This is a genomic window from Xenorhabdus aichiensis (assembly GCF_028598775.1).
Classification (GTDB): domain Bacteria; phylum Pseudomonadota; class Gammaproteobacteria; order Enterobacterales; family Enterobacteriaceae; genus Xenorhabdus; species Xenorhabdus bovienii.
This window is the reverse complement of record NZ_JAQRFO010000002.1, coordinates 97,292-115,107: the sequence shown is the minus strand read 5'-3', so window position 1 is coordinate 115,107 and position 17,816 is coordinate 97,292. Positions and strand designations below refer to the sequence as shown.

16 protein-coding genes and 1 pseudogene are annotated in these 17,816 nt (G+C 45.6%); 7 read left to right on the top strand and 10 right to left on the bottom strand.

Features of this window, described 5'->3' with window-relative positions; translation table 11 throughout:
• Window positions 1–29: 29 nt before the first annotated feature.
• Window positions 30–1,904: a selenocysteine-specific translation elongation factor gene (gene selB, locus PSI22_RS01865; RefSeq protein WP_273578297.1), complete on the top strand. Its 1,875-nt coding sequence runs from the start codon at window positions 30–32 to the stop codon at window positions 1,902–1,904.
• Window positions 1,905–2,071: 167 nt separating this feature from the next.
• Window positions 2,072–3,721, top strand: a complete 1,650-nt coding sequence (locus PSI22_RS01860) for an LTA synthase family protein (protein ID WP_273578188.1) — start codon at window positions 2,072–2,074, stop codon at window positions 3,719–3,721.
• A gap of 107 nt (window positions 3,722–3,828) precedes the next feature.
• On the opposite strand, the gene PSI22_RS01855 is transcribed toward PSI22_RS01860, so the two are convergent.
• A complete protein-coding gene (locus PSI22_RS01855; RefSeq protein WP_273578186.1) occupies window positions 3,829–4,611 on the bottom strand; it encodes a GntR family transcriptional regulator in 783 nt (260 codons plus the stop codon).
• A 586-nt stretch (window positions 4,612–5,197) separates the two neighbouring features.
• On the opposite strand from PSI22_RS01855, the gene PSI22_RS01850 reads away from it, so the two are divergent.
• Entirely contained in the window at window positions 5,198–6,598 is a 1,401-nt protein-coding gene (locus tag PSI22_RS01850; RefSeq protein WP_273578295.1) for a purine-cytosine permease family protein, read from the top strand.
• The gene (locus PSI22_RS01845; RefSeq protein ID WP_273578184.1) at window positions 6,595–7,518 is read left to right on the top strand and encodes a PfkB family carbohydrate kinase; all 924 of its coding nucleotides are present in this window, start codon (window positions 6,595–6,597) and stop codon (window positions 7,516–7,518) included. The genes PSI22_RS01850 and PSI22_RS01845 overlap by 4 nt, the downstream gene beginning before the upstream one ends.
• Window positions 7,519–7,580: 62 nt before the next feature.
• On the opposite strand, the gene PSI22_RS01840 is transcribed toward PSI22_RS01845, so the two are convergent.
• Window positions 7,581–8,237 carry a helix-turn-helix transcriptional regulator gene (locus PSI22_RS01840; protein WP_273578182.1) on the bottom strand — a complete coding sequence of 219 codons (657 nt, stop codon included), beginning with the start codon at window positions 8,235–8,237 and terminating at the stop codon, window positions 7,581–7,583.
• Window positions 8,238–8,331: 94 nt separating this feature from the next.
• On the opposite strand from PSI22_RS01840, the gene PSI22_RS01835 reads away from it, so the two are divergent.
• Window positions 8,332–9,744, top strand: coding sequence for an MFS transporter (locus PSI22_RS01835; protein WP_273578180.1), 1,413 nt, complete (start codon window positions 8,332–8,334; stop codon window positions 9,742–9,744).
• A gap of 98 nt (window positions 9,745–9,842) precedes the next feature.
• Here the strand turns inward: PSI22_RS01835 and PSI22_RS01830 are convergent, their stop codons facing one another.
• The 5 genes and pseudogenes from PSI22_RS01830 to PSI22_RS01810 form a co-directional block, all read right to left on the bottom strand.
• Window positions 9,843–10,235, bottom strand: coding sequence for a type II toxin-antitoxin system death-on-curing family toxin (locus PSI22_RS01830; protein ID WP_273578178.1), 393 nt, complete (start codon window positions 10,233–10,235; stop codon window positions 9,843–9,845).
• Window positions 10,232–10,453 (bottom strand): type II toxin-antitoxin system Phd/YefM family antitoxin, encoded by a 222-nt coding sequence (locus PSI22_RS01825; RefSeq protein ID WP_038197247.1) that lies wholly within the window; start codon window positions 10,451–10,453, stop codon window positions 10,232–10,234. Before PSI22_RS01825 ends, PSI22_RS01830 begins: the two co-directional genes overlap by 4 nt.
• 398 nt (window positions 10,454–10,851) lie before the next feature.
• Window positions 10,852–12,201 (bottom strand): Fic family protein, encoded by a 1,350-nt coding sequence (locus PSI22_RS01820; RefSeq protein ID WP_273578176.1) that lies wholly within the window; start codon window positions 12,199–12,201, stop codon window positions 10,852–10,854.
• Window positions 12,202–12,399: 198 nt separating this feature from the next.
• A pseudogene (locus PSI22_RS01815) lies at window positions 12,400–12,486 on the bottom strand (recombinase); the annotation flags it as partial.
• A 189-nt stretch (window positions 12,487–12,675) separates the two neighbouring features.
• Window positions 12,676–13,539 (bottom strand): YicC/YloC family endoribonuclease, encoded by an 864-nt coding sequence (locus PSI22_RS01810; RefSeq protein WP_273578174.1) that lies wholly within the window; start codon window positions 13,537–13,539, stop codon window positions 12,676–12,678.
• Window positions 13,540–13,664: 125 nt separating this feature from the next.
• Between PSI22_RS01810 and rph the strand changes: the two genes are divergently transcribed.
• Both rph and pyrE read left to right on the top strand, forming a co-directional pair.
• Window positions 13,665–14,393, top strand: coding sequence for a ribonuclease PH (gene rph / locus PSI22_RS01805; protein ID WP_273578172.1), 729 nt, complete (start codon window positions 13,665–13,667; stop codon window positions 14,391–14,393).
• Between the two features lie 89 nt (window positions 14,394–14,482).
• Window positions 14,483–15,124 carry an orotate phosphoribosyltransferase gene (pyrE, locus tag PSI22_RS01800; protein WP_273578292.1) on the top strand — a complete coding sequence of 214 codons (642 nt, stop codon included), beginning with the start codon at window positions 14,483–14,485 and terminating at the stop codon, window positions 15,122–15,124.
• 224 nt (window positions 15,125–15,348) lie between these two features.
• Here the strand turns inward: pyrE and slmA are convergent, their stop codons facing one another.
• The 3 genes from slmA to coaBC all read right to left on the bottom strand — a co-directional run bounded on the left by slmA (window position 15,349) and on the right by coaBC (window position 17,726).
• Window positions 15,349–15,948 carry a nucleoid occlusion factor SlmA gene (gene slmA, locus PSI22_RS01795; protein WP_038258776.1) on the bottom strand — a complete coding sequence of 200 codons (600 nt, stop codon included), beginning with the start codon at window positions 15,946–15,948 and terminating at the stop codon, window positions 15,349–15,351.
• A 112-nt stretch (window positions 15,949–16,060) separates the two neighbouring features.
• A complete protein-coding gene (gene dut, locus PSI22_RS01790) occupies window positions 16,061–16,519 on the bottom strand; it encodes a dUTP diphosphatase (RefSeq protein WP_273578170.1) in 459 nt (152 codons plus the stop codon).
• Window positions 16,497–17,726, bottom strand: coding sequence for a bifunctional phosphopantothenoylcysteine decarboxylase/phosphopantothenate--cysteine ligase CoaBC (coaBC, locus tag PSI22_RS01785; protein ID WP_273578168.1), 1,230 nt, complete (start codon window positions 17,724–17,726; stop codon window positions 16,497–16,499). The genes dut and coaBC overlap by 23 nt, the downstream gene beginning before the upstream one ends.
• Between the last annotated feature and the right edge of the window lie 90 nt (window positions 17,727–17,816).

The following is a 17,816-nucleotide window of genomic DNA, read 5'->3' as shown; positions in this document are numbered from 1 at the left end:
AGCTAATCAGAGAGACAGGTTCGGTGACTATGATTTTTGCTACAGCAGGCCATGTTGATCACGGTAAAACCACGTTAATTCAGGCGATTACGGGTGTCGATACCACTCATTTACCGGAAGAAAAAAAACGGGGCATGACTATCGATCTCGGCTATGCCTACTGGCCGCAACGGGACGGCACTTCCGTGGGGTTTGTCGATGTACCCGGACATGAAAAATTTTTGTCCAATATGCTGGCGGGTGTGGGTGGCATTGATCATATCCTGCTCGTCGTCGCCTGTGATGATGGCGTGATGGCGCAGACGCGTGAACATTTGGCGATCCTGCGGTTAATCGGATGCCCTGCCGTTACCGTTGTACTGACTAAAGCCGATTGTGTCGAACAGGCGCGGATTGATGAAATCCAGCAGCAGACCCGACAATTGCTGATGACACAAGGTTGGCAATCGGCGCCCCTGTTTGTGACAGCGGCGGCAACGGGGGATGGTATTGCCGAGTTCAGGCAGCATTTGATCGCGATTCACCAACAACATCAGCAGCATGAAAAATTGAATCAACGTTTTCGTTTGGCAATCGATCGTGCTTTTACTGTCAAAGGGGCTGGATTGGTGGTAACGGGAACGGCACTCGCTGGTAGCGTCAATGTAGGGGATATATTGTGGCTGACCAATCATGATCAAATAGACAGAGAGCAGACAGTCCGAGTACGTGGCTTACATGCTCAGAATCAAACAACGCAATCTGCGCAGGCGGGGCAACGTATCGCACTGAATATCGCGGGTGATATCAGCAAGGTACAGATTTCCCGTGGCGATTGGTTGCTGTCACAAAAACCGTTGTTTGCGACGGAAAAAGTGTTGGTGGAAGTCGAAACCGATGAACCGCTGCAAAACTGGCAATCTCTCCATATTCACCATGCTGCCAGTCATATAACCGGCCGTATTTCGCTATTGACCTCGCTTTCAGAAACGCCGGTATTAGCTGAACTGGTGTTGGATCGCCCATTGTGGCTGGCGGAGAATGATCGTCTGATCCTGCGGGATATCAGTGCCAGAAGAACGCTGGCGGGGGCGCGAGTGATTAACCTGAACTCTCCGCGTAGAGGCAAACGTCAGCCTGAATTTCTGAATTGGTTAGCTCAACTGGCTCAATCTTCTAGCCATACGGAAAATCTTGCCCTGCATTTACCGCGTGGGGCGCTGTCACTCAGCCATTTTGCATGGGCGCGTCAACTGACAGAAAAGACACTGAACCGTCTGCTGGCCGATGTTGAAGTCATTATTGCTGACGGCATGATGCTGTCACAACCTAACGCAATGTTGGAGGAACAAAAGTTATTACAGATTTTGACTGAATATCACGAGAAACACCCTGATCAGCTGGGATTGGGAAAAGCGCGTTTAAAACGAATGGCGTTGCCTGCACTGGATGACGCGCTGGTTTATGCACTGATTCATCTTCTGCTTGAGCGAAAAGCGCTAAAACAGACTCATGGCTGGCTGCATCTGCCGGAACATGGGCTGGCGTTTACGGAAGAACAAGCCAGCCTCTGGTCAACCGCAGAGCCTTATTTCAAGGATGAAGCGTGGTGGGTACGTGATTTGGCAGCCGAAATGGGGAAAGAAGAGGAAACCATTCGCTATTTGCTACGGAAAGCGGCACAACTGGGATTGGTTACTGCCATCGTGTCTGATCGTTATTATCATCGCAGGCGCATTCAGCAATTCGCTGATGTGATCCGCAAATATAATCAGGATAACGGCGGAATATCCGCAGTGGACTTTCGCAATGCATTGGGTGTTGGGCGAAAACTGGCGATCCAAATACTGGAGTTTTTTGACCGCACGGGATTTACCCGCAGAAAAGCTGATTGGCATATTCTGCGGGATGAGGGAATGCTCTAAAAAATTGCTCTAGCCGAATTAATTTCGTGAACTTTTTTCGCGAAATGGTTTCAGATGAATGGTTTTAACGAAAAAGGCTGCCTTATTTTATGCACGGTATATCGGGCAACCATGCTATTTTCATCGGTCGGTGCAAAACTGAACTCAATTGTGGAACTGAATGGCGTATGAAAAAAAAGATAATCTCGGGGATCTATTTGGGGGTGCTGCTGATCGCGTCCTGGATAATAGTGTTTGAAAAAAGCAGTGATATCTATCCAGCATTAGTTTCTGTCGGCGTATTCGGTGTCATTTTTGGTCTGACGTTTTTGGTTTCAGCCCGCTGGCTATTTTCGGCGGCGTTTACCGGAACCGTATTCATTATCATCAAATTCATCAACCAGATAAAAGTCCATTACTACAAAGAACACCTGATGTTTTCCGATTTGAATGTCATGCTAGACCCGTCAAATCAGGAAACCCTGCGTCATTATTGGCTGGCAGGTGTTGCGATGGTTGCGATGTTGGTCTGGTTGATCTTCAATATGGTGTTGAGTTGGCGAAAAGCAGGTCCTGCGCGTGGGATAAAATGGCGCGTTGCCAGTGCAGTGCTGGTTGCCGCCGGTGCCTGTGTCGTCAATCTGACCACCAATGCTTACTACATAACATGGCAGGGGGAATTGCCGAAAGGGCGTGGAACCATGACTAACATGATGATGTCAGCTAAGGATACTGAATACCAGCCGCCCCAATTTGGTGAGTCTGCGGACTATTTTCTGCAACAGGCAAAAAGCGTTACCTTGCCTGAACCTCAGTCAGATGTGAAACCTGATGTGGTTCTGCTATTACAGGAATCCACCGTTAATCCCCATATTTACCAATTGCCTGCCAATGTTCAGCTGCCGGATCTTTATATGTTCCAGCGTGATGCAGGTGTCAGCGCCCAAAGTCCGCTCAGGGTACAAACCTTTGGGGGTGGAACATGGCTATCTGAATTCTCTGTTTTGACGGGATTGAACACGGATGATTTCGGCTCCCGCAAAAATGCAGTATTTTATTTTGTCGTTGATCACCTGCAAAACAGCCTGTTTCGCGCCATGAAAGATAATGGTTATTACACCGTTGTACTGACGCCATTCAATAAATCGGCCTACCATGCTGGACACGCTTACAAGACAATGGGTGTTGATCGCATTATCCAGCCACAGGAACTGGGTTATCCAGCCAGTCTGGAGGAAAATTTATGGACGATCCCAACACAGGATATGCTGTCTTATGTGAAAACGATTCTGGCCAAGGAGACGGACAAACCGATCTTTATATTCTCTCTGACGATGTATGAACACGGCCCTTATGATGAAGGGCATAGCGATGATTACGGTTTGACGGACAAACTGGAGAGTTCATCAGCAGTAGGTAAGTTCAGTCATTATATGGAGAAAATCAAGGCATCTGATCCTGCTATCAAGGATTTCAGTGAATTTGTTGCCACACGCGATAAACCAACGCTTTTCCTCTATTTTGGTGATCATCAGCCGAGTATTCATTTTGGGCAATATGATTCTCCGTTAGCTGATCCGGCACACATAACTCAATTTACTATGCGGGATAATCTGGCGCAGGGAACCGCCATTACAACAGGCAAGCTGACGGATATCTCCTTCCTCGGTGGTATGATTCTGGAACGCGCTCGATTAACGGCACCGCCATTCTATCAGGCCAACATGACGATGCGTCATTTATGTGATGGTGCGTTGAATGACTGTCAGGACAAAGCGCTGGTCAATAGTTATAAACACTATATTTACCAGCAATTGAGTTCAGCAGGGAAAGAGTAGCTATTCCTATCTCCTTCTGCCAGATGTCTGGCAGAAGGGGATAAATCAGAGAGTGAAAAACCATCATAGGTAAATGAGGAAGAGAGAATATTTTTTGAATTTATTGTCTATTGATGACGGCTTTTTTTATTATATTTAATGTCGATATTCTGTGGTGCATTGAAATCCAACCCATAAATATCACCACGGCATAATATTTCACTGAACTCAATAATCTCGTTTTGATTGTTCTGGCTTATTTGATGAATTTGCAGCAATGGCGATTTTTCAGCGATATTGAGCAATATGGCAAGTTCCATAGAGCAGGCAATAGCCTTAATTTTGTGATTTACGTTGGTGAGATGAATACCTTGCTCTTCCCAATGCGCATACAGGGAACCTTCCAATAATTCAGGATTGGGCAGATATTCACGGGGAATATAGGTATTTTCAAGGGAAACCGGTGTACCGTTGGCAAGACGGATACGACGCAGTTCAGCAATTTTTTCACCGATGTTAATGGATAATTTCTTGGCAATATCTTCCGGTGCAGGAATGATACGCCGCGATAACCAATAATTGGATACCGTTCCACCCTCCTTCACGATCTGGGAAGTGAAACCCACGGCCTGATTGAGTGAGCCTCCACCGGGCTTGGCAACCTGCGTACCAACACCTTGCTGGCGTATGATCACCTCTTTTTCTTCCAAGAGCTGCATAGCCTTACTGACTGTTACTCGCGATATATTGAGTAATTCAGCTAACCGACGCTCAGGCGGTAAAAAATCATCCTCGTTTATTAACTGTTTTTTAATCGCAATTTCAATGACTTGTTGTAATTGTATGTAACGAGGACTACTACTTTTCTTTTTCAGTTCTTCGCGTACCCAGTCAACAAAGTGATTTGGCATTCTTTTTAACCCCGGTTATTTGGCAGGGTAAGTGTACATTAGCATTTACACTAAGGTAAGAGTGTATTGGAATTAGATTGGCATCACATAATGACAATATTGGACTTTCATTGGCCTTAATAATTGATGTAAAGTATAAATCTTGCTTATATAAGAAGTCGGGAGTTTGTCAGTATCACTTTGAAACTACCTGATCTGATGCGAGAAATAGGTGTGTTATGTATTCTTCAAATTCAAAGTCTGAGCATCATGCCGGCTCTGGAATAACATAGCGACCGTCGAGTTGCTATGGGGCACTTGAAGAATCAGAGGCTTTGTTGGCTTCGTCAAGGGTTAATCGAGTCGGTACGTAGTGCTCTGGTCATGGTGAGATTTTTGATGGTACTCCGATAATGTGCGCGATTGTTTGTGCCAACCTAGGGGAGTGAGTACCCTTCAAACCGTGACCAGAGCCGTTTTCAGGACGTTATTCAATATAATCGTGTTTCCTGCCAAGGAAATGTTACAGATTAGTCAAATCAACTCAGGTAGGGCTTTATTCCTTGTGTCTTAAGCATCTTCCCTTGAGACAATGATGGAAAACGTAATGGGTACACAGCAGAATAATCAGGGATTCTGGAAGGTAGAACACACAGGTATTGATATTGTCCCTCCTTCAGAACGCACAGGTACACCGATGGATTTGTTCTGGATCTGGTCGGCCGCCAACATTGGTATTCTCGGCATTATTTACGGTGCCATTATTGTTTCCTTTAAACTCTCTTTTCTACAATCTGCACTTGCGGTATTGATAGGGCTATCCAGTTTTGCCTTAGTGGGTTATCTCAGTTTCAGCGGTAAACTGGGAAGAACTTCAACCCTGACGCTTTCTCGTAACATTTTTGGCATCAGGGGAAATATTGCGCCGACCATGATTTTCTGGGGCATCTCCCTTGGGTGGGAGTCCATTAATATCGTTACTGGAACTTTAACACTCTCCGCGTTATTTCAGGCTTGCGGGCTCGCTGAAAGTACACTTTTGACCGTGATCAGCATGATATTATTTGCAGGGCTGTCAATTGGCGTCACTCTGCTGGGAAAAGAGATGCTCATTGCCATGCAGCGCTGGATTATCCACGTTTTTGGCGCGATGACACTGGCTGTCGTGTTCTATATTCTGTTTACGACAGAGTGGGAAGCGGTGCTGGCTATGCCATCCGGCAGTTGGTTAACGGGCTTCCTGCCTGCGGTTTCGGTGGTTGCGGCGGGGACTGGCATCGCATGGGCGGCGACGGGAGCGGATTACAGCCGCTATCAGAGCGAAAGTTCTTCCAAATTAAAAATTTTCACAGCGGTAACTGCGGGAGGAATGATTCCTTTGGTTCTGCTATTGTTTGCGGGCATTCTGCTCTCTGTTCAATTACCTCATCTTCCCACATCAGAGAACCCTATCGCCCAAATTGGCTCTATTTTGCCGGATTGGATGGTGATCCCTTACTTAATGACGGCAACGGCAGGGATAGTGACAATGGCAGTTTTGAGCCTCTATTCTGCTAGCTTGAACTTTTTGACATTAGGGATAAAAGTCAAACAGATCCATGCTGTCACCATTGATTCCATTATTGTTCTGACTCTTGCGATTTATCTTCTTTTTGTTACTGGCGACTTCATGGGGCCATTTGTCTCATTCCTGTTATTCTGCGGTGTGTTTCTGGCTCCGTGGGAGGCGGTATTCTTACTTGATTACATTATCGTCCGCCGTAAGCAGGGTTATTGTACCGATAGTTTGTACAATGATATTGGTCCAAATGGTGGCATTAAATGGATCCCCGTATTGTGTTGGTTACTGGGCGCATTTGTCGGTTTTTTGGTGACGAAAAATGACTTTATCAGTGGGCCATGGGCAGTTGGAGTTTTTGCGAATTCCAGTTTTGGCCTGTTCCTGTCATTTTTTGTCAGTTTTATTTGTTATGGTCTGTATTTGATGCTGGGTAGGTATACAAGATGAAGGTGCCTTTACTGCCTGTTGTGGTTATGGGTTCGGCTACAGGAGATATTGTTCTCAGGTTATCTGAATTACCCCACAGCGGTGAATATTGGGAAGCTGAAGAAGTTGATCGGCAAGTAGGCGGCTGTGCCTTCAACGTTGTGCGAGCCTTGTGCCGTCTTCAAATTCCGGTCATCAATGGCGTATTTGTGGGTAATGGTGTTTGGGGAGAACGTGTCACAGAAGAGATGGAAATGCTCGGATTAACGGTGACATTACGTCATCCAAAACGTGACAATAGCTGGTGCATTGCCATGATGACGCCTGATGATGAGCGCATATACGTTTCTGTCCCCGGTTGTGACGATAGTTGGAATACCGATATTCTGGCGACTATTCCGCTTCCGGAGCAGGGGTATATCTATTTCAGCGGCTATGAATTGGCAAATCCCAAAGCAGACGCTTTGCGTGAATGGTTGCTGGCTTCTCCCACAGGGCTGACATTGGTATTGGATTTTGGTCCTCGCTTGCCTGATATAGATAGGGAATTTATTCAAGCATTGCCTGCTGAAAGAACGATATTGAGCTTGAATCTTGATGAAACGGCGATGCTGTGTGGTGCCGGCGATCCTGTGATACAGGCTCGCCGTTATGTTAATGAGCGGGGATTCACTGCCATTGTTCGTCTTGGTGCAGAGGGAGCGTGGATATGTCAGCCGGGCTGCGAACCGGAATATATTCCTGCTTATCAGGTCAGCGTTGAGGATACCATTGGTGCGGGTGATGCGCATTGTGGCGGTATGTTGGCTGGGCTGTCTCAGGGGATGTCGCTGCCTGATGCGGTGGAACTGGGTAACCGTGTTGCGGCCGTGACTGTCAGCCGTTCTGGCCCTGATGGCGCACCAACCAAGGATGAACTGATGGATTTTGTATTTGGTTGAATCTAATGGACATTAAGGCGAATAAAACCTACGCGTTTACCGTCGTGTAGGTTTTATCCAGTCTATTTCAATGGGATGATACGGTAGGCGCAGCGTCGGTCTCCGTTCAAGATATATTCCGTTCTCTCCACTTCGGCTTGCAGAATTTCCCGAAACAGTTTCAGCTCTGCCCGACAAAATCCTTGGCACATTGTGGCGGCTGCACAGATTGGACAGTGGTTTTCAATAAACAGAATCGCACCATCTTCCTGAACCGAATATTGCGCCATATAACCTTCTTGATTGCGTATTGCGACCAGACGCTCAATTTTTTCCTGCAACTCCGCAGCGCCTTCCATCGCGATTTTATAGCTGGCAGAAGTTTTTTGTTCGCGAGTGTTGATGATTAAATCCATGGCAGTTTCGCCGAGTTGACTGCGAATGATTGTCAACAGTTGAACCGTTAACTCTGCGTGAGTATTTGGGAATCGGGCGTGGCCTTTGTCCGTTAAATGCCAAAGCTGAATAGGGCGACCTACTCCCCTCGTTTCTGATTCTGCTTCAACCAGACCTTCTTTAGCCAGTTTCACAAATTGTTGACGAGCAGCTTCTCCAGAGGTTCCCAATATTTTGCCTGCATCAGAGGCTTGCATGGCGCCTCGTGTTTTCAGTAGCATCAATAACCGTTCGCTCACAGTTTGAGCAGTTATGATATTGTTTTCCAAGTAAATGCTTGACATATTGTTGAGCCCGACATTAATTTATTCCAAGATTTATCTTGTTTAATTTATCGTAAGACTTTTCACAACTCAACTGGTGTTCAGGACAATAATCATGATAGTAACTGAGGAAAATAGCTGGAGTGATCTTTTCTCCAGCAAAAATGCGGCGAATGCAATGGCGCTTTCACTGGGTGTAGCATTAGTTGCTATCAACTCTTTAATCGCGATTACCATCTTGCCTTCTGTCGTCAACGATATTGGAGGGTTGAATCTCTATGCTTGGAATACAACGCTGTTTGTTGTGACATCAATCATTGGGGCGATACTTTCCGCACGATTATTGAGAGCCTCGGGAGCGAGAAAATCCTATCTGATTGCGGCACTGGTCTTTTTTGTAGGAAGTTTATTCTGTACGTTGGCACCGACGATGGAAGTGATGTTGATTGGGAGAACTATTCAAGGATTTGGCGGTGGGTTGCTGTTCGCACTTTCATATTCCATGGTAAATCTGGTTTTCCCCCAATCACTCTGGCCTCGTGCTATGGCGTTGATTTCTGGTATGTGGGGCGTAGCGACTTTAGCCGGGCCTGCCATCGGCGGCATTTTTGCTGAAATGGACACATGGCGTTATGCTTTTGGCATCATGTTGCCAATCACGCTGTTGTACGCCTTATTCACCTACCTGATTTTACCGAAAAAAAATGTACAGAGTGAAGCCAAAGCAGCATTGCCGATTGTACAGCTGTTTCTGTTGTCGGCTGCGGTTATGGCGGTTTCCGCAGGTAGCTTGTCACAAGATGTGAAGGCCAATATTAGTGGTATCATTGCAGCTGTGGTATTGATCGCGTTATTGATTATCCATGAGCGCCGTACCCTAGTGAAATTATTGCCCCAGAATGCGTTGAGTTTACGTTCCCCTCATCTGGTATTGTTCACAACCATGTTGTTATTAGTGATTGGCCTGTCGAGTGACGTTTTTGTTCCTTATTTTCTGCAAGTTCTGCATGGGCAATCTCCACTGGCTTCTGGATATATGATTGCAGCAGCAGCGGTAGGCTGGACGATTGCAGAAATACTCAGCGCAGGTTGGCAGGGAGCAAAGATGCGGTTCTCTATTGTGAGTGGCCCTATTTTTATGTTGCTTGGCATGGTGTTGCTGATTGTTATGCTGCCGCGCTCATCGTCAGGTCAGTGGCAAACCATATTGCCGCTTATTCTTGGGCTGGGGCTATTTGGTTTTGGGGTCGGTTTTGGCTGGCCGCATATTGTGACCCGCATCTTACAGGTTTCTGCCGATTCTGATAAAGATATCGCGGGAGCATCTATTACCATCGTTCAGCTATCTGCGAGCGCATTTGGTTCTGCGTTGGCGGGTATGACCGTTAATGTGTTTGGGTTTTACCAACCCGGTGGCGTCAGTGGTGCTTCCTCCTCTTCTTATTGGTTATTTTTACTCTTCGCCATTACCCCACTATTGGCATTATTTACTGCATGGAAATCAGCAAAAATTCCTGCTGGGAAATAATGATAATCAGGGTTTCTCTATCCTGTAATATTATCAACGGCATTATTTTAAAAAATAATGCCGCTTTTTTTCATCTTGAGTGAGGTTATCAGAAGTGCTTAACTAATTGAGGCGATATTATCCACTAACTCTCGCAAGTGCTGTGCTAGCTGATTAACGGTTTTCTCACCAGTAGCGGCCTCCACCGTTAAGTTTTCCAACGTATTGTCGTTATCACGGATCTTGATACCGTTACGGTAGAGAAAGGTCATGGTGACGAAAAACGCTGTGCGCTTGTTGCCATCATTAAAGATATGACCACGAGCGATAGCAACCCAGTAAGTAGCGGCGAGTTCAAAAACGTCTGTTACACCTTCATAGTGTGTACGATTTTGCACCCGATAAATTAGCGCTTCTGCTCTGCTGGGATCGGGCATTCCAGCAACGCCGGGAAAGCGTCGTAATAGATGGTCATGGAAAGCGATAACTTCCTGTGCGCTTACCAAAATCATCGGTCAGTCAGCGCTTTTATAGTGTGACCATGGCGCTGCATCATCAGATCAAACTCTGCATCCAATTTGGCATTCTGGTAAGCCTCGAACTCAGTCTTGCTGATCACCACTGCGGCACTGCCGTCTCTGCGGGTGATTTCAACCGGTTCGCCGTGAGTGGCGGCATCCAGCACTTCTGAAATATTGGCCCGGGCTTGGGTTGAGGTGTATGTACGCATGTTGTACCTCCTTTAATGTACATATTAAATGTACACTTTAATTGCAGATTATTCAATCAGCAGAGGAGCGTTCGCTGTGCTACCTAGGCTCTTTATCAGACAGCGCCTCATAACGGGTAACGACTGACGACGAATATCGTATTCAGTGGATAGAGGAACTGGGGCTGACCATCCTGTTACTCATTGTTTTCATGGCAAAGCGTAAAATTACGCTCTGCAAATTCAGTAAGTGGGTTGGTACGTTTAACGTTCCGAGCTATAGAGGGTTGCTTTCGTTCATGGTCTGCTGTGTGCGCTCTATCAAGGCCTGTATTTCAGCTTCCGTCTTCGGCTCTTCCATCTTTTTCAGTGCTTTGACAGCGTGATGCCTCGCTTCGTGAGGAGTGAGAAAAAGCGTCCTACGATTTTGATATCTTATTTAGCCTACTGCGTAGATCTGCGGGGGCAATATAATGAGTTGTTCGTCTTATTTTTATAGGAAGAAATATATTTATTGCCTCAAGCTCTCTAAGTAATTTTCTGGCTGTATTTTCACTGATATCATAGACATTTTGAACCGATTTCACTTTAAACAATCTTCCGGGTTCTTTTATACCTTTTTTGATTAAATCTTTCTGAATAAAGTTTAGCTTACTTTTATACTTTGAATTTTCCAACACATTAACAATTTCATAAAATTCTTTTGTTTTTACTTTTAAATATTCTTGTAATTCATCAAATGCGCTTAGAATAATATTCACATTAAAATCGATAAAATAAGTTAAATCCCCATAATCTTTTTGAACATAAAGATATGACATACCATAGTCTTTAGCGTGTTCCTTGATAACCTTGCTTATTGAAATATATTCAAAAATATCATAACTATTTTTTAGCATATACCAATAGAATATTGCCCTTGCAGTTCTGCCATTCCCGTCTCTAAATGCGTGTTCATACCCCATCATAAAATGAAGAATAATCGCTTTTATTACTGGCGGTATAAATTTTCTACCATCCTCTCCATTATGATTTTCGTTAGCAAAAACACATAATTCTTCTAACCTGTTTTCTAACTCTTCATAGTTTGGCGGGTAAAATAATGGGTTATCATCATTTCCAATATAGATATCATTACTGCATCTAAATTCCCCCGGTATATTTTCATTTTCAGATACACCATGAGTAGCTATTCTGTGAAATTCAAGCATCAGATCCCTTGTAAGGGGTTCTTGTTTTCTTTTATCCGCTAGCCTTAATAGCATATAATTATTCAGAATCATTTTCTCATCAGGAGTGCTAGGCGCTAATTCCTCCTCTAGCATTTTCTTTGCATCAGCCCGGGTAGTTGCTGCACCTTCCAATTGAGCGCTGGTGATAGCTTCTTCCATCAGTAAAGATGAAACTAAATAATTTTGTTGAACATGACCAGATGCTTGAGATCCTGCGATTGCGGCAACCTTACCTGCACCAAGTTGTACAATTTTATGTAACTTCGGTTCCAGCGAATCATGTATGCAAAAATGAAACTCATTCCCGTTTTTATCAAACAAGCCCATGCTTTTTTTTGCCTGATCTCTACGGAACTTTACCGCATACCAGATGTTTTCAGCTTCTTTGCTGGGAACTCGCCATTTAAGCTGACTCCAATGGAGGTATCTTCCTTGCTTATCAACAATACTGTATTCATTGAGGTATATCCCGAATTTAACAAAATCCAGATTTGTAAAATCAAGCTTAGGTGATTGTTCTACAGGGTGTTTAGCCATATTACCTCAGATTTTAAAATTTGATGTAAAAATAAGTATGGTGTAAACCTTTAAGGAGATCAATATGAATAAATCAGCTTCATAAACTCTGGTTCTGTGACAGAATTGCGTAAAATCAATTAATTAGAAAAATGGAAGTTTAACCCATTGATATTCCTTATGCCCATCCATCATTGGTGGACGGGTTACGATCGGCGAGTATAGCCCGTTGCCGTCCGCTTTCCCTTCGAACCTTTCGCCTGACTTTATCCATGCCCTGATCTCTTTATCTGTGAGTTTAGGCATTGCGCAATCTCCAATAAAAAAATAGCTGTATACCCCTAAATAGGTTCTGTGATCGTTAAGGGTACACCCTAGGGGTACACGCTAATCATGAGCTACTGTGATTCGCTCTGCAATGCTCTGATAGTAAAAAAGCCAGTTATAACAAAGTATATACTGGCTTTATGATTTGTTCTGATATGCTATAAAACGCTATTCAATATTTTGGATTTGCTCGCGCATCTGCTCAATCAGCACCTTTAATTCAATCGCTGAATTTGTCACATCTGCATTAATCGATTTCGACGCCAGTGTATTCGACTCGCGGTTAAATTCCTGCATCATAAAATCCAGCCGGCGGCCAACGGCTTCTTTCTTTTTCAGAATATTACGTGTCTCTTTTACATGAGCATCCAGACGATCCAGCTCTTCTGCCACATCAATGCGTTGTGCCATTAGAATCAGCTCCTGCTCAAGACGGTTATTTTCCAACTGAATCTGTGCTTCTTCCAGTTTGGTCTGTAAGCGTTCACGCTGCCATTGCAAGATTTCTGGCATTTGCTGGCGGATTTTGCTGGCTTCTTCTGTTACTGCATCCAAACGCTGCTCAATCAGCGTTTTAAGTGCCTGTCCTTCTGTTTCACGGCTTTGGATAAAGGCATCAAGAGCTAGATCAAGCTCTGCCAGCAATTGTGTGCTGATGGCGTCTAAATCTTGTTCTTCGGCGGACATCACGCCCGGCCAGCGCAGGATATCTACTGGATTGATTTCACCTTGATTGCTTTGCTGTTTAATCCAGTTTGCTGCCTCAACCAGCTGTTTTGCCAGATTTTCATTCAGCATCAAGGTTCCCTGAGCACGGGTATCCAGATCAAAACGCAGGTTACACTCCACTTTGCCGCGAGTCAGGCGGGAACGAATGCGTTCGCGGATGACTGGCTCAAGGCTTCTGAATTGCTCAGGCAGGCGAATGTAAGTCTCCAGGTAACGTTGATTGACGGAACGCAGTTCCCATGCTGCGTTTCCCCAATCGCTCTTGATATCTCGCCGCGCAAAAGCGGTCATACTACGGATCATAATTCGTTTCCAATTTATAGAATGATGGGCGGATTATAACGCCCTGCGTAGATGCAGGATAGGCATTCGCCGTGTTAGGCCGTATAATGCGCCCCCAATAATGTTTTAACAGCGGAGAGAACACTATGAGTCCAGTAGGAAAGCGTCCAGCAGGAAGAGCGGCAGGACAGGTGCGTCCTATTAAAATGACCCGTCATTACACCAAACACGCGGAAGGCTCGGTTCTGGTGGAGTTCGGGGATACCAAAGTGTTATGTAATGCCTCCGTTGAAGAAGGAATTCCTCGTTTCCTGAAAGGCCAGGGGCAAGGTTGGATCACGGCTGAATATGGTATGTTGCCACGGGCAACCAATAGCCGTAATGCCCGCGAAGCCGCCAGAGGCAAGCAGACTGGCCGTACAATGGAAATCCAGCGCCTGATTGCACGTTCACTGCGTGCCGCAGTAGATTTGAAAAAATTGGGTGAATATACTATTACGCTGGATTGCGATGTGATTCAGGCTGATGGTGGTACGCGGACTGCTGCCATCTCTGGCGCGTGTGTGGCACTGGTGGATGCGCTGAACAAGCTGGTTGCTGATGGCAAGCTGAAAAAAAGCCCAATGAAATCAATGGTAGCGGCAGTGTCTGTCGGGATTGTTAAGGGTGAAGGTCTTTGTGATCTGGAATATGTCGAAGACTCAGCGGCTGAAACTGATATGAATATCGTCATGATGGATGACGGCCGGATGATTGAAGTGCAAGGCACGGCAGAAGGTGAACCGTTCAGCCATGATGAATTGCTCTCATTGCTTTCCCTCGCCAAAGAGGGGTTGGAAACGATTTTTGCAGCGCAGCGAGATGCGTTGAAATAAATAAATTGATCAGGCGGCTGAATAGTCGCCTTTTTTATGCCTGCAAAATGGCGATAAGTATGACAAGAAATCAAAGAGGAGAAACTCCAATGAAAGCCTATCAGCGCGAATTTATTGAGCTGGCACTGAAGAAGCAGGTGCTGAAATTTGGTGAATTTACACTGAAGTCCGGCCGCCAGAGCCCCTATTTTTTTAATGCGGGGCTGTTTAATACTGGGCGTGATTTGGCATTGATTGGTCGTTTCTATGCGGCAGCACTGTTGGATAGTGGTATCTCGTGTGATCTGCTGTTCGGACCCGCTTATAAAGGTATTCCGATTGCAACCACAACGGCAGTCGCGTTGGCAGAACATCATGATATCGATATGCCTTATTGTTTTAACCGTAAGGAAGCTAAAGATCATGGCGAAGGTGGATCGCTGGTCGGTAGCCCACTGCAAGGTAATGTTGTCGTTGTTGATGATGTGATTACAGCAGGAACGGCTATCCGCGAGTCGATGGAAATCATCAAACAACACGGTGCAACGTTGTCTGGTGTTATCTTGTGTTTGGATCGTCAAGAGCGCGGGCGGGAGACGCTTTCAGCCATTCAGGAAGTTGAGCGAGACTATCACTGCAAGGTTTTTTCCATCATTACTTTGAATGACTTGATTAGCTATCTACGTGAAAATCCGGATATGCAGCCTCATTTGGCGGCAGTGGAAGCCTATCGCAGAGAATACGGTATCTGATTGCCAGCTAGGTAAAAACAGCTGAGACAAAAAAAATCCCTCGCCCAATGGCCGGGCGGGGTGAGTAGTAGAAATGACATCCCGCATGTAATACGGTAATGATGCCATTACTGAGTTACTTTATAGTGAACTCAACTAGAAGATGCATGTTAACACAATTCAACGAAAAAACCGCACGTTATCATTCTCAGCATGAAAGAGGGAATTTTACGGTGCAGGCTCAGTTATTGCAGCTGGGTCAATATCAATGGCCAGCGTATTTCAAACTCTTGGGTCGGGCGATAGCGGAATTCAGAACGAACAAAACGAGAAAGCATTCCTTCACAAAACGCTAGTAATTGCGATGCTAGTACGGTTTCGTCATAATTGAATCCCTGTCCATCACGTATTTTCTTCTCTTTTAAAATTTGGCGGAGCTGCGCTTCAATACGTTCAAATAGCTGGTTAATGCGGTTTTGTAGTCTGTCTTGTTCGAACATCAGGGCATGACCTGTCATGATACGGGTCAATCCGGGGTTCTTTTCTGCAAAGCCCAAAAGCAGGGTGAGGATTAACCGAATGCGGGTAATGGTGTCTTTTTCATCTTGCAGGATCAGATTGATGCGTGAAATCAAAGTATCTTCAATAAATTCAATCAGGCTGTCAAACATCCGGGTTTTGCTTGGAAAATGACGATAAAGTGCTGCTTCAGAAACCCCAACGTTTGCGGCGAGCTTTGCTGTAGTAATGCGCTGACTACCATCACTGGATTCAAGCATATGTGCCAGTGCCTGCAAGATTTCCTCACGTCTATTTTTCTTTTTTGTACGTTCTTTTTCTGCCATGTCTGATAAGACCCCTGCTAAAACAGCAAAACAAATCCAGCTATTTTTTGCCCACCACGATCATGGGCAAAAAATATGAAAATCGGTTGACGGTATCAGGCTTTACGGAAAGTTATTGACGACCGGAATGACCAAAACCACCACTGCCGCGTTCGCTGGTTTCAAAATCTTCAACCAAGTTAAATTCGGCCTGTACAACAGGCACAAAAACCATTTGGGCAATGCGCTCACCGGGTTCAATGATGAACATTTTATCACTACGGTTCCAAACTGAAACCATCAGCTGTCCCTGATAATCAGAATCGATAAGCCCCACCAGATTCCCCAGAACCACACCGTGTTTGTGACCCAGACCGGAGCGGGGAAGAATAACTGCCGCCAATTGTTCATCTGCGATATGGATGGCGATCCCTGTTGGCAGGAGTTCAGTCTGGCCGGGAGCCAGTTCTACTGCATTATCCAGACAAGCACGTAAATCTAAACCCGCAGAGCCAGGTGTAGCATAAGTCGGTAGGGGAAATTCTTGCCCAATGCGGGGATCAAGGATTTTAACGTCGATTTTTTTCGTCATAGCGTTTGAGTATCTCGTCTAATAAACAGTGGCCGAGCTGTAATTTACTACTGTGAGGTAAATTAACGCTGCCATCATGCCAGAATAGATGTAATGCGTTGGTATCACTGTTGAAGCCATGTTCGGCCAGAGATACATTATTTGCGCAAATCAAGTCCAGATGCTTCTGCTTGAGTTTTCCGCGGGCGTATTCTTCCACATTCTGGGTTTCGGCTGCAAATCCAACGACAAATGGACGATTTTCTGCCATCGCGGCAACACTCGCTACAATGTCAGGATTTTTCACCAGTGTAAATGTGACTTCATCACCCTGTTTCTTGATTTTCTCAGTCGCTATTTGTTTGAAACGGTAGTCTGCTACGGCGGCACAGCCGATGAAAATATGCTGTGAAGCTGCGGTTACCTGAACGTGTTCATGCATTTCCAGCGCACTGGTTACGTCGATACGTTTGACACCCGGTGGTGTCGGCAAATTGACGGGGCCTGCAATCAATGTGACGTCAGCACCGCGTTCCGCTGCTGCCTGTGCGATGGAAAATCCCATTTTGCCGGAACTGTGATTGGTAATAAAGCGGACAGGATCTAAAGCTTCATGAGTTGGCCCTGCGGTAATGGTGATGCAAAGACCGGCGAAATCTTGATTGGTGTTGAAATGTTGTGTTGCTAGTTCGACCATCGCCATGGGTTCAAGCATTCTTCCCGGGCCGACGTCACCACATGCCTGGCTTCCCTCATCAGGACCCCAAATCAGCACGCCACGCTCTTTGAGTACACTCAGGTTATGTTGGGTTGCCTGCGCCCGGTACATCTGCTGATTCATCGCTGGAGCGACAGCAATGGGGGCTGCTGACGCCAAACAAATCGTGGTAACCAAATCATTTGCCATGCCTGCGGTTAAACGAGCGAGCAGATCAGCTGTGGCCGGCGCGAGAATAATCAAATCAGCCCACTTAGCCAGTTCAATGTGCCCCATTGCCGCTTCAGCGGCGGGGTCCAAAAGGTCATCGGAGACCGGATGACCCGATACGGCCTGCAAGGTCAGTGGTGTAATAAAAGCTTCTGCTGCTGGCGTCATGGCGACGCGTACTTCGGCACCGCGATCACGTAAACGGCGTACCAGCTCAGCTGTCTTATAAGCGGCGATTCCCCCGCTGATGCCGAGCACGATATGTTTACCAGAAAGCTGTTTGCTGGAAAATCCTGCCATTCTGATTATCCACATGTAAGTTACAATTACCTAAGATTCTACCATAAGAAAATATTGAGTTGAGAACCTGCCTTATTCAGGTGCCAAAAA

Bases quoted from the DNA above. Each gene is read 5' to 3' on its own strand.
- selB (WP_273578297.1), top strand. From the start codon at position 30: ATGATTTTTGCTACAGCAGGCCATGTTGATCACGGTAAAACCACGTTA.
- PSI22_RS01860 (WP_273578188.1), top strand. From the start codon at position 2,072: ATGAAAAAAAAGATAATCTCGGGGATCTATTTGGGGGTGCTGCTGATC.
- PSI22_RS01855 (WP_273578186.1), bottom strand. From the start codon at position 4,611: ATGCCAAATCACTTTGTTGACTGGGTACGCGAAGAACTGAAAAAGAAA.
- PSI22_RS01850 (WP_273578295.1), top strand. From the start codon at position 5,198: ATGGGTACACAGCAGAATAATCAGGGATTCTGGAAGGTAGAACACACA.
- PSI22_RS01845 (WP_273578184.1), top strand. From the start codon at position 6,595: ATGAAGGTGCCTTTACTGCCTGTTGTGGTTATGGGTTCGGCTACAGGA.
- PSI22_RS01840 (WP_273578182.1), bottom strand. From the start codon at position 8,237: ATGTCAAGCATTTACTTGGAAAACAATATCATAACTGCTCAAACTGTG.
- PSI22_RS01835 (WP_273578180.1), top strand. From the start codon at position 8,332: ATGATAGTAACTGAGGAAAATAGCTGGAGTGATCTTTTCTCCAGCAAA.
- PSI22_RS01830 (WP_273578178.1), bottom strand. From the start codon at position 10,235: ATGATTTTGGTAAGCGCACAGGAAGTTATCGCTTTCCATGACCATCTA.
- PSI22_RS01825 (WP_038197247.1), bottom strand. From the start codon at position 10,453: ATGCGTACATACACCTCAACCCAAGCCCGGGCCAATATTTCAGAAGTG.
- PSI22_RS01820 (WP_273578176.1), bottom strand. From the start codon at position 12,201: ATGGCTAAACACCCTGTAGAACAATCACCTAAGCTTGATTTTACAAAT.
- PSI22_RS01810 (WP_273578174.1), bottom strand. From the start codon at position 13,539: ATGATCCGTAGTATGACCGCTTTTGCGCGGCGAGATATCAAGAGCGAT.
- rph (WP_273578172.1), top strand. From the start codon at position 13,665: ATGAGTCCAGTAGGAAAGCGTCCAGCAGGAAGAGCGGCAGGACAGGTG.
- pyrE (WP_273578292.1), top strand. From the start codon at position 14,483: ATGAAAGCCTATCAGCGCGAATTTATTGAGCTGGCACTGAAGAAGCAG.
- slmA (WP_038258776.1), bottom strand. From the start codon at position 15,948: ATGGCAGAAAAAGAACGTACAAAAAAGAAAAATAGACGTGAGGAAATC.
- dut (WP_273578170.1), bottom strand. From the start codon at position 16,519: ATGACGAAAAAAATCGACGTTAAAATCCTTGATCCCCGCATTGGGCAA.
- coaBC (WP_273578168.1), bottom strand. From the start codon at position 17,726: ATGGCAGGATTTTCCAGCAAACAGCTTTCTGGTAAACATATCGTGCTC.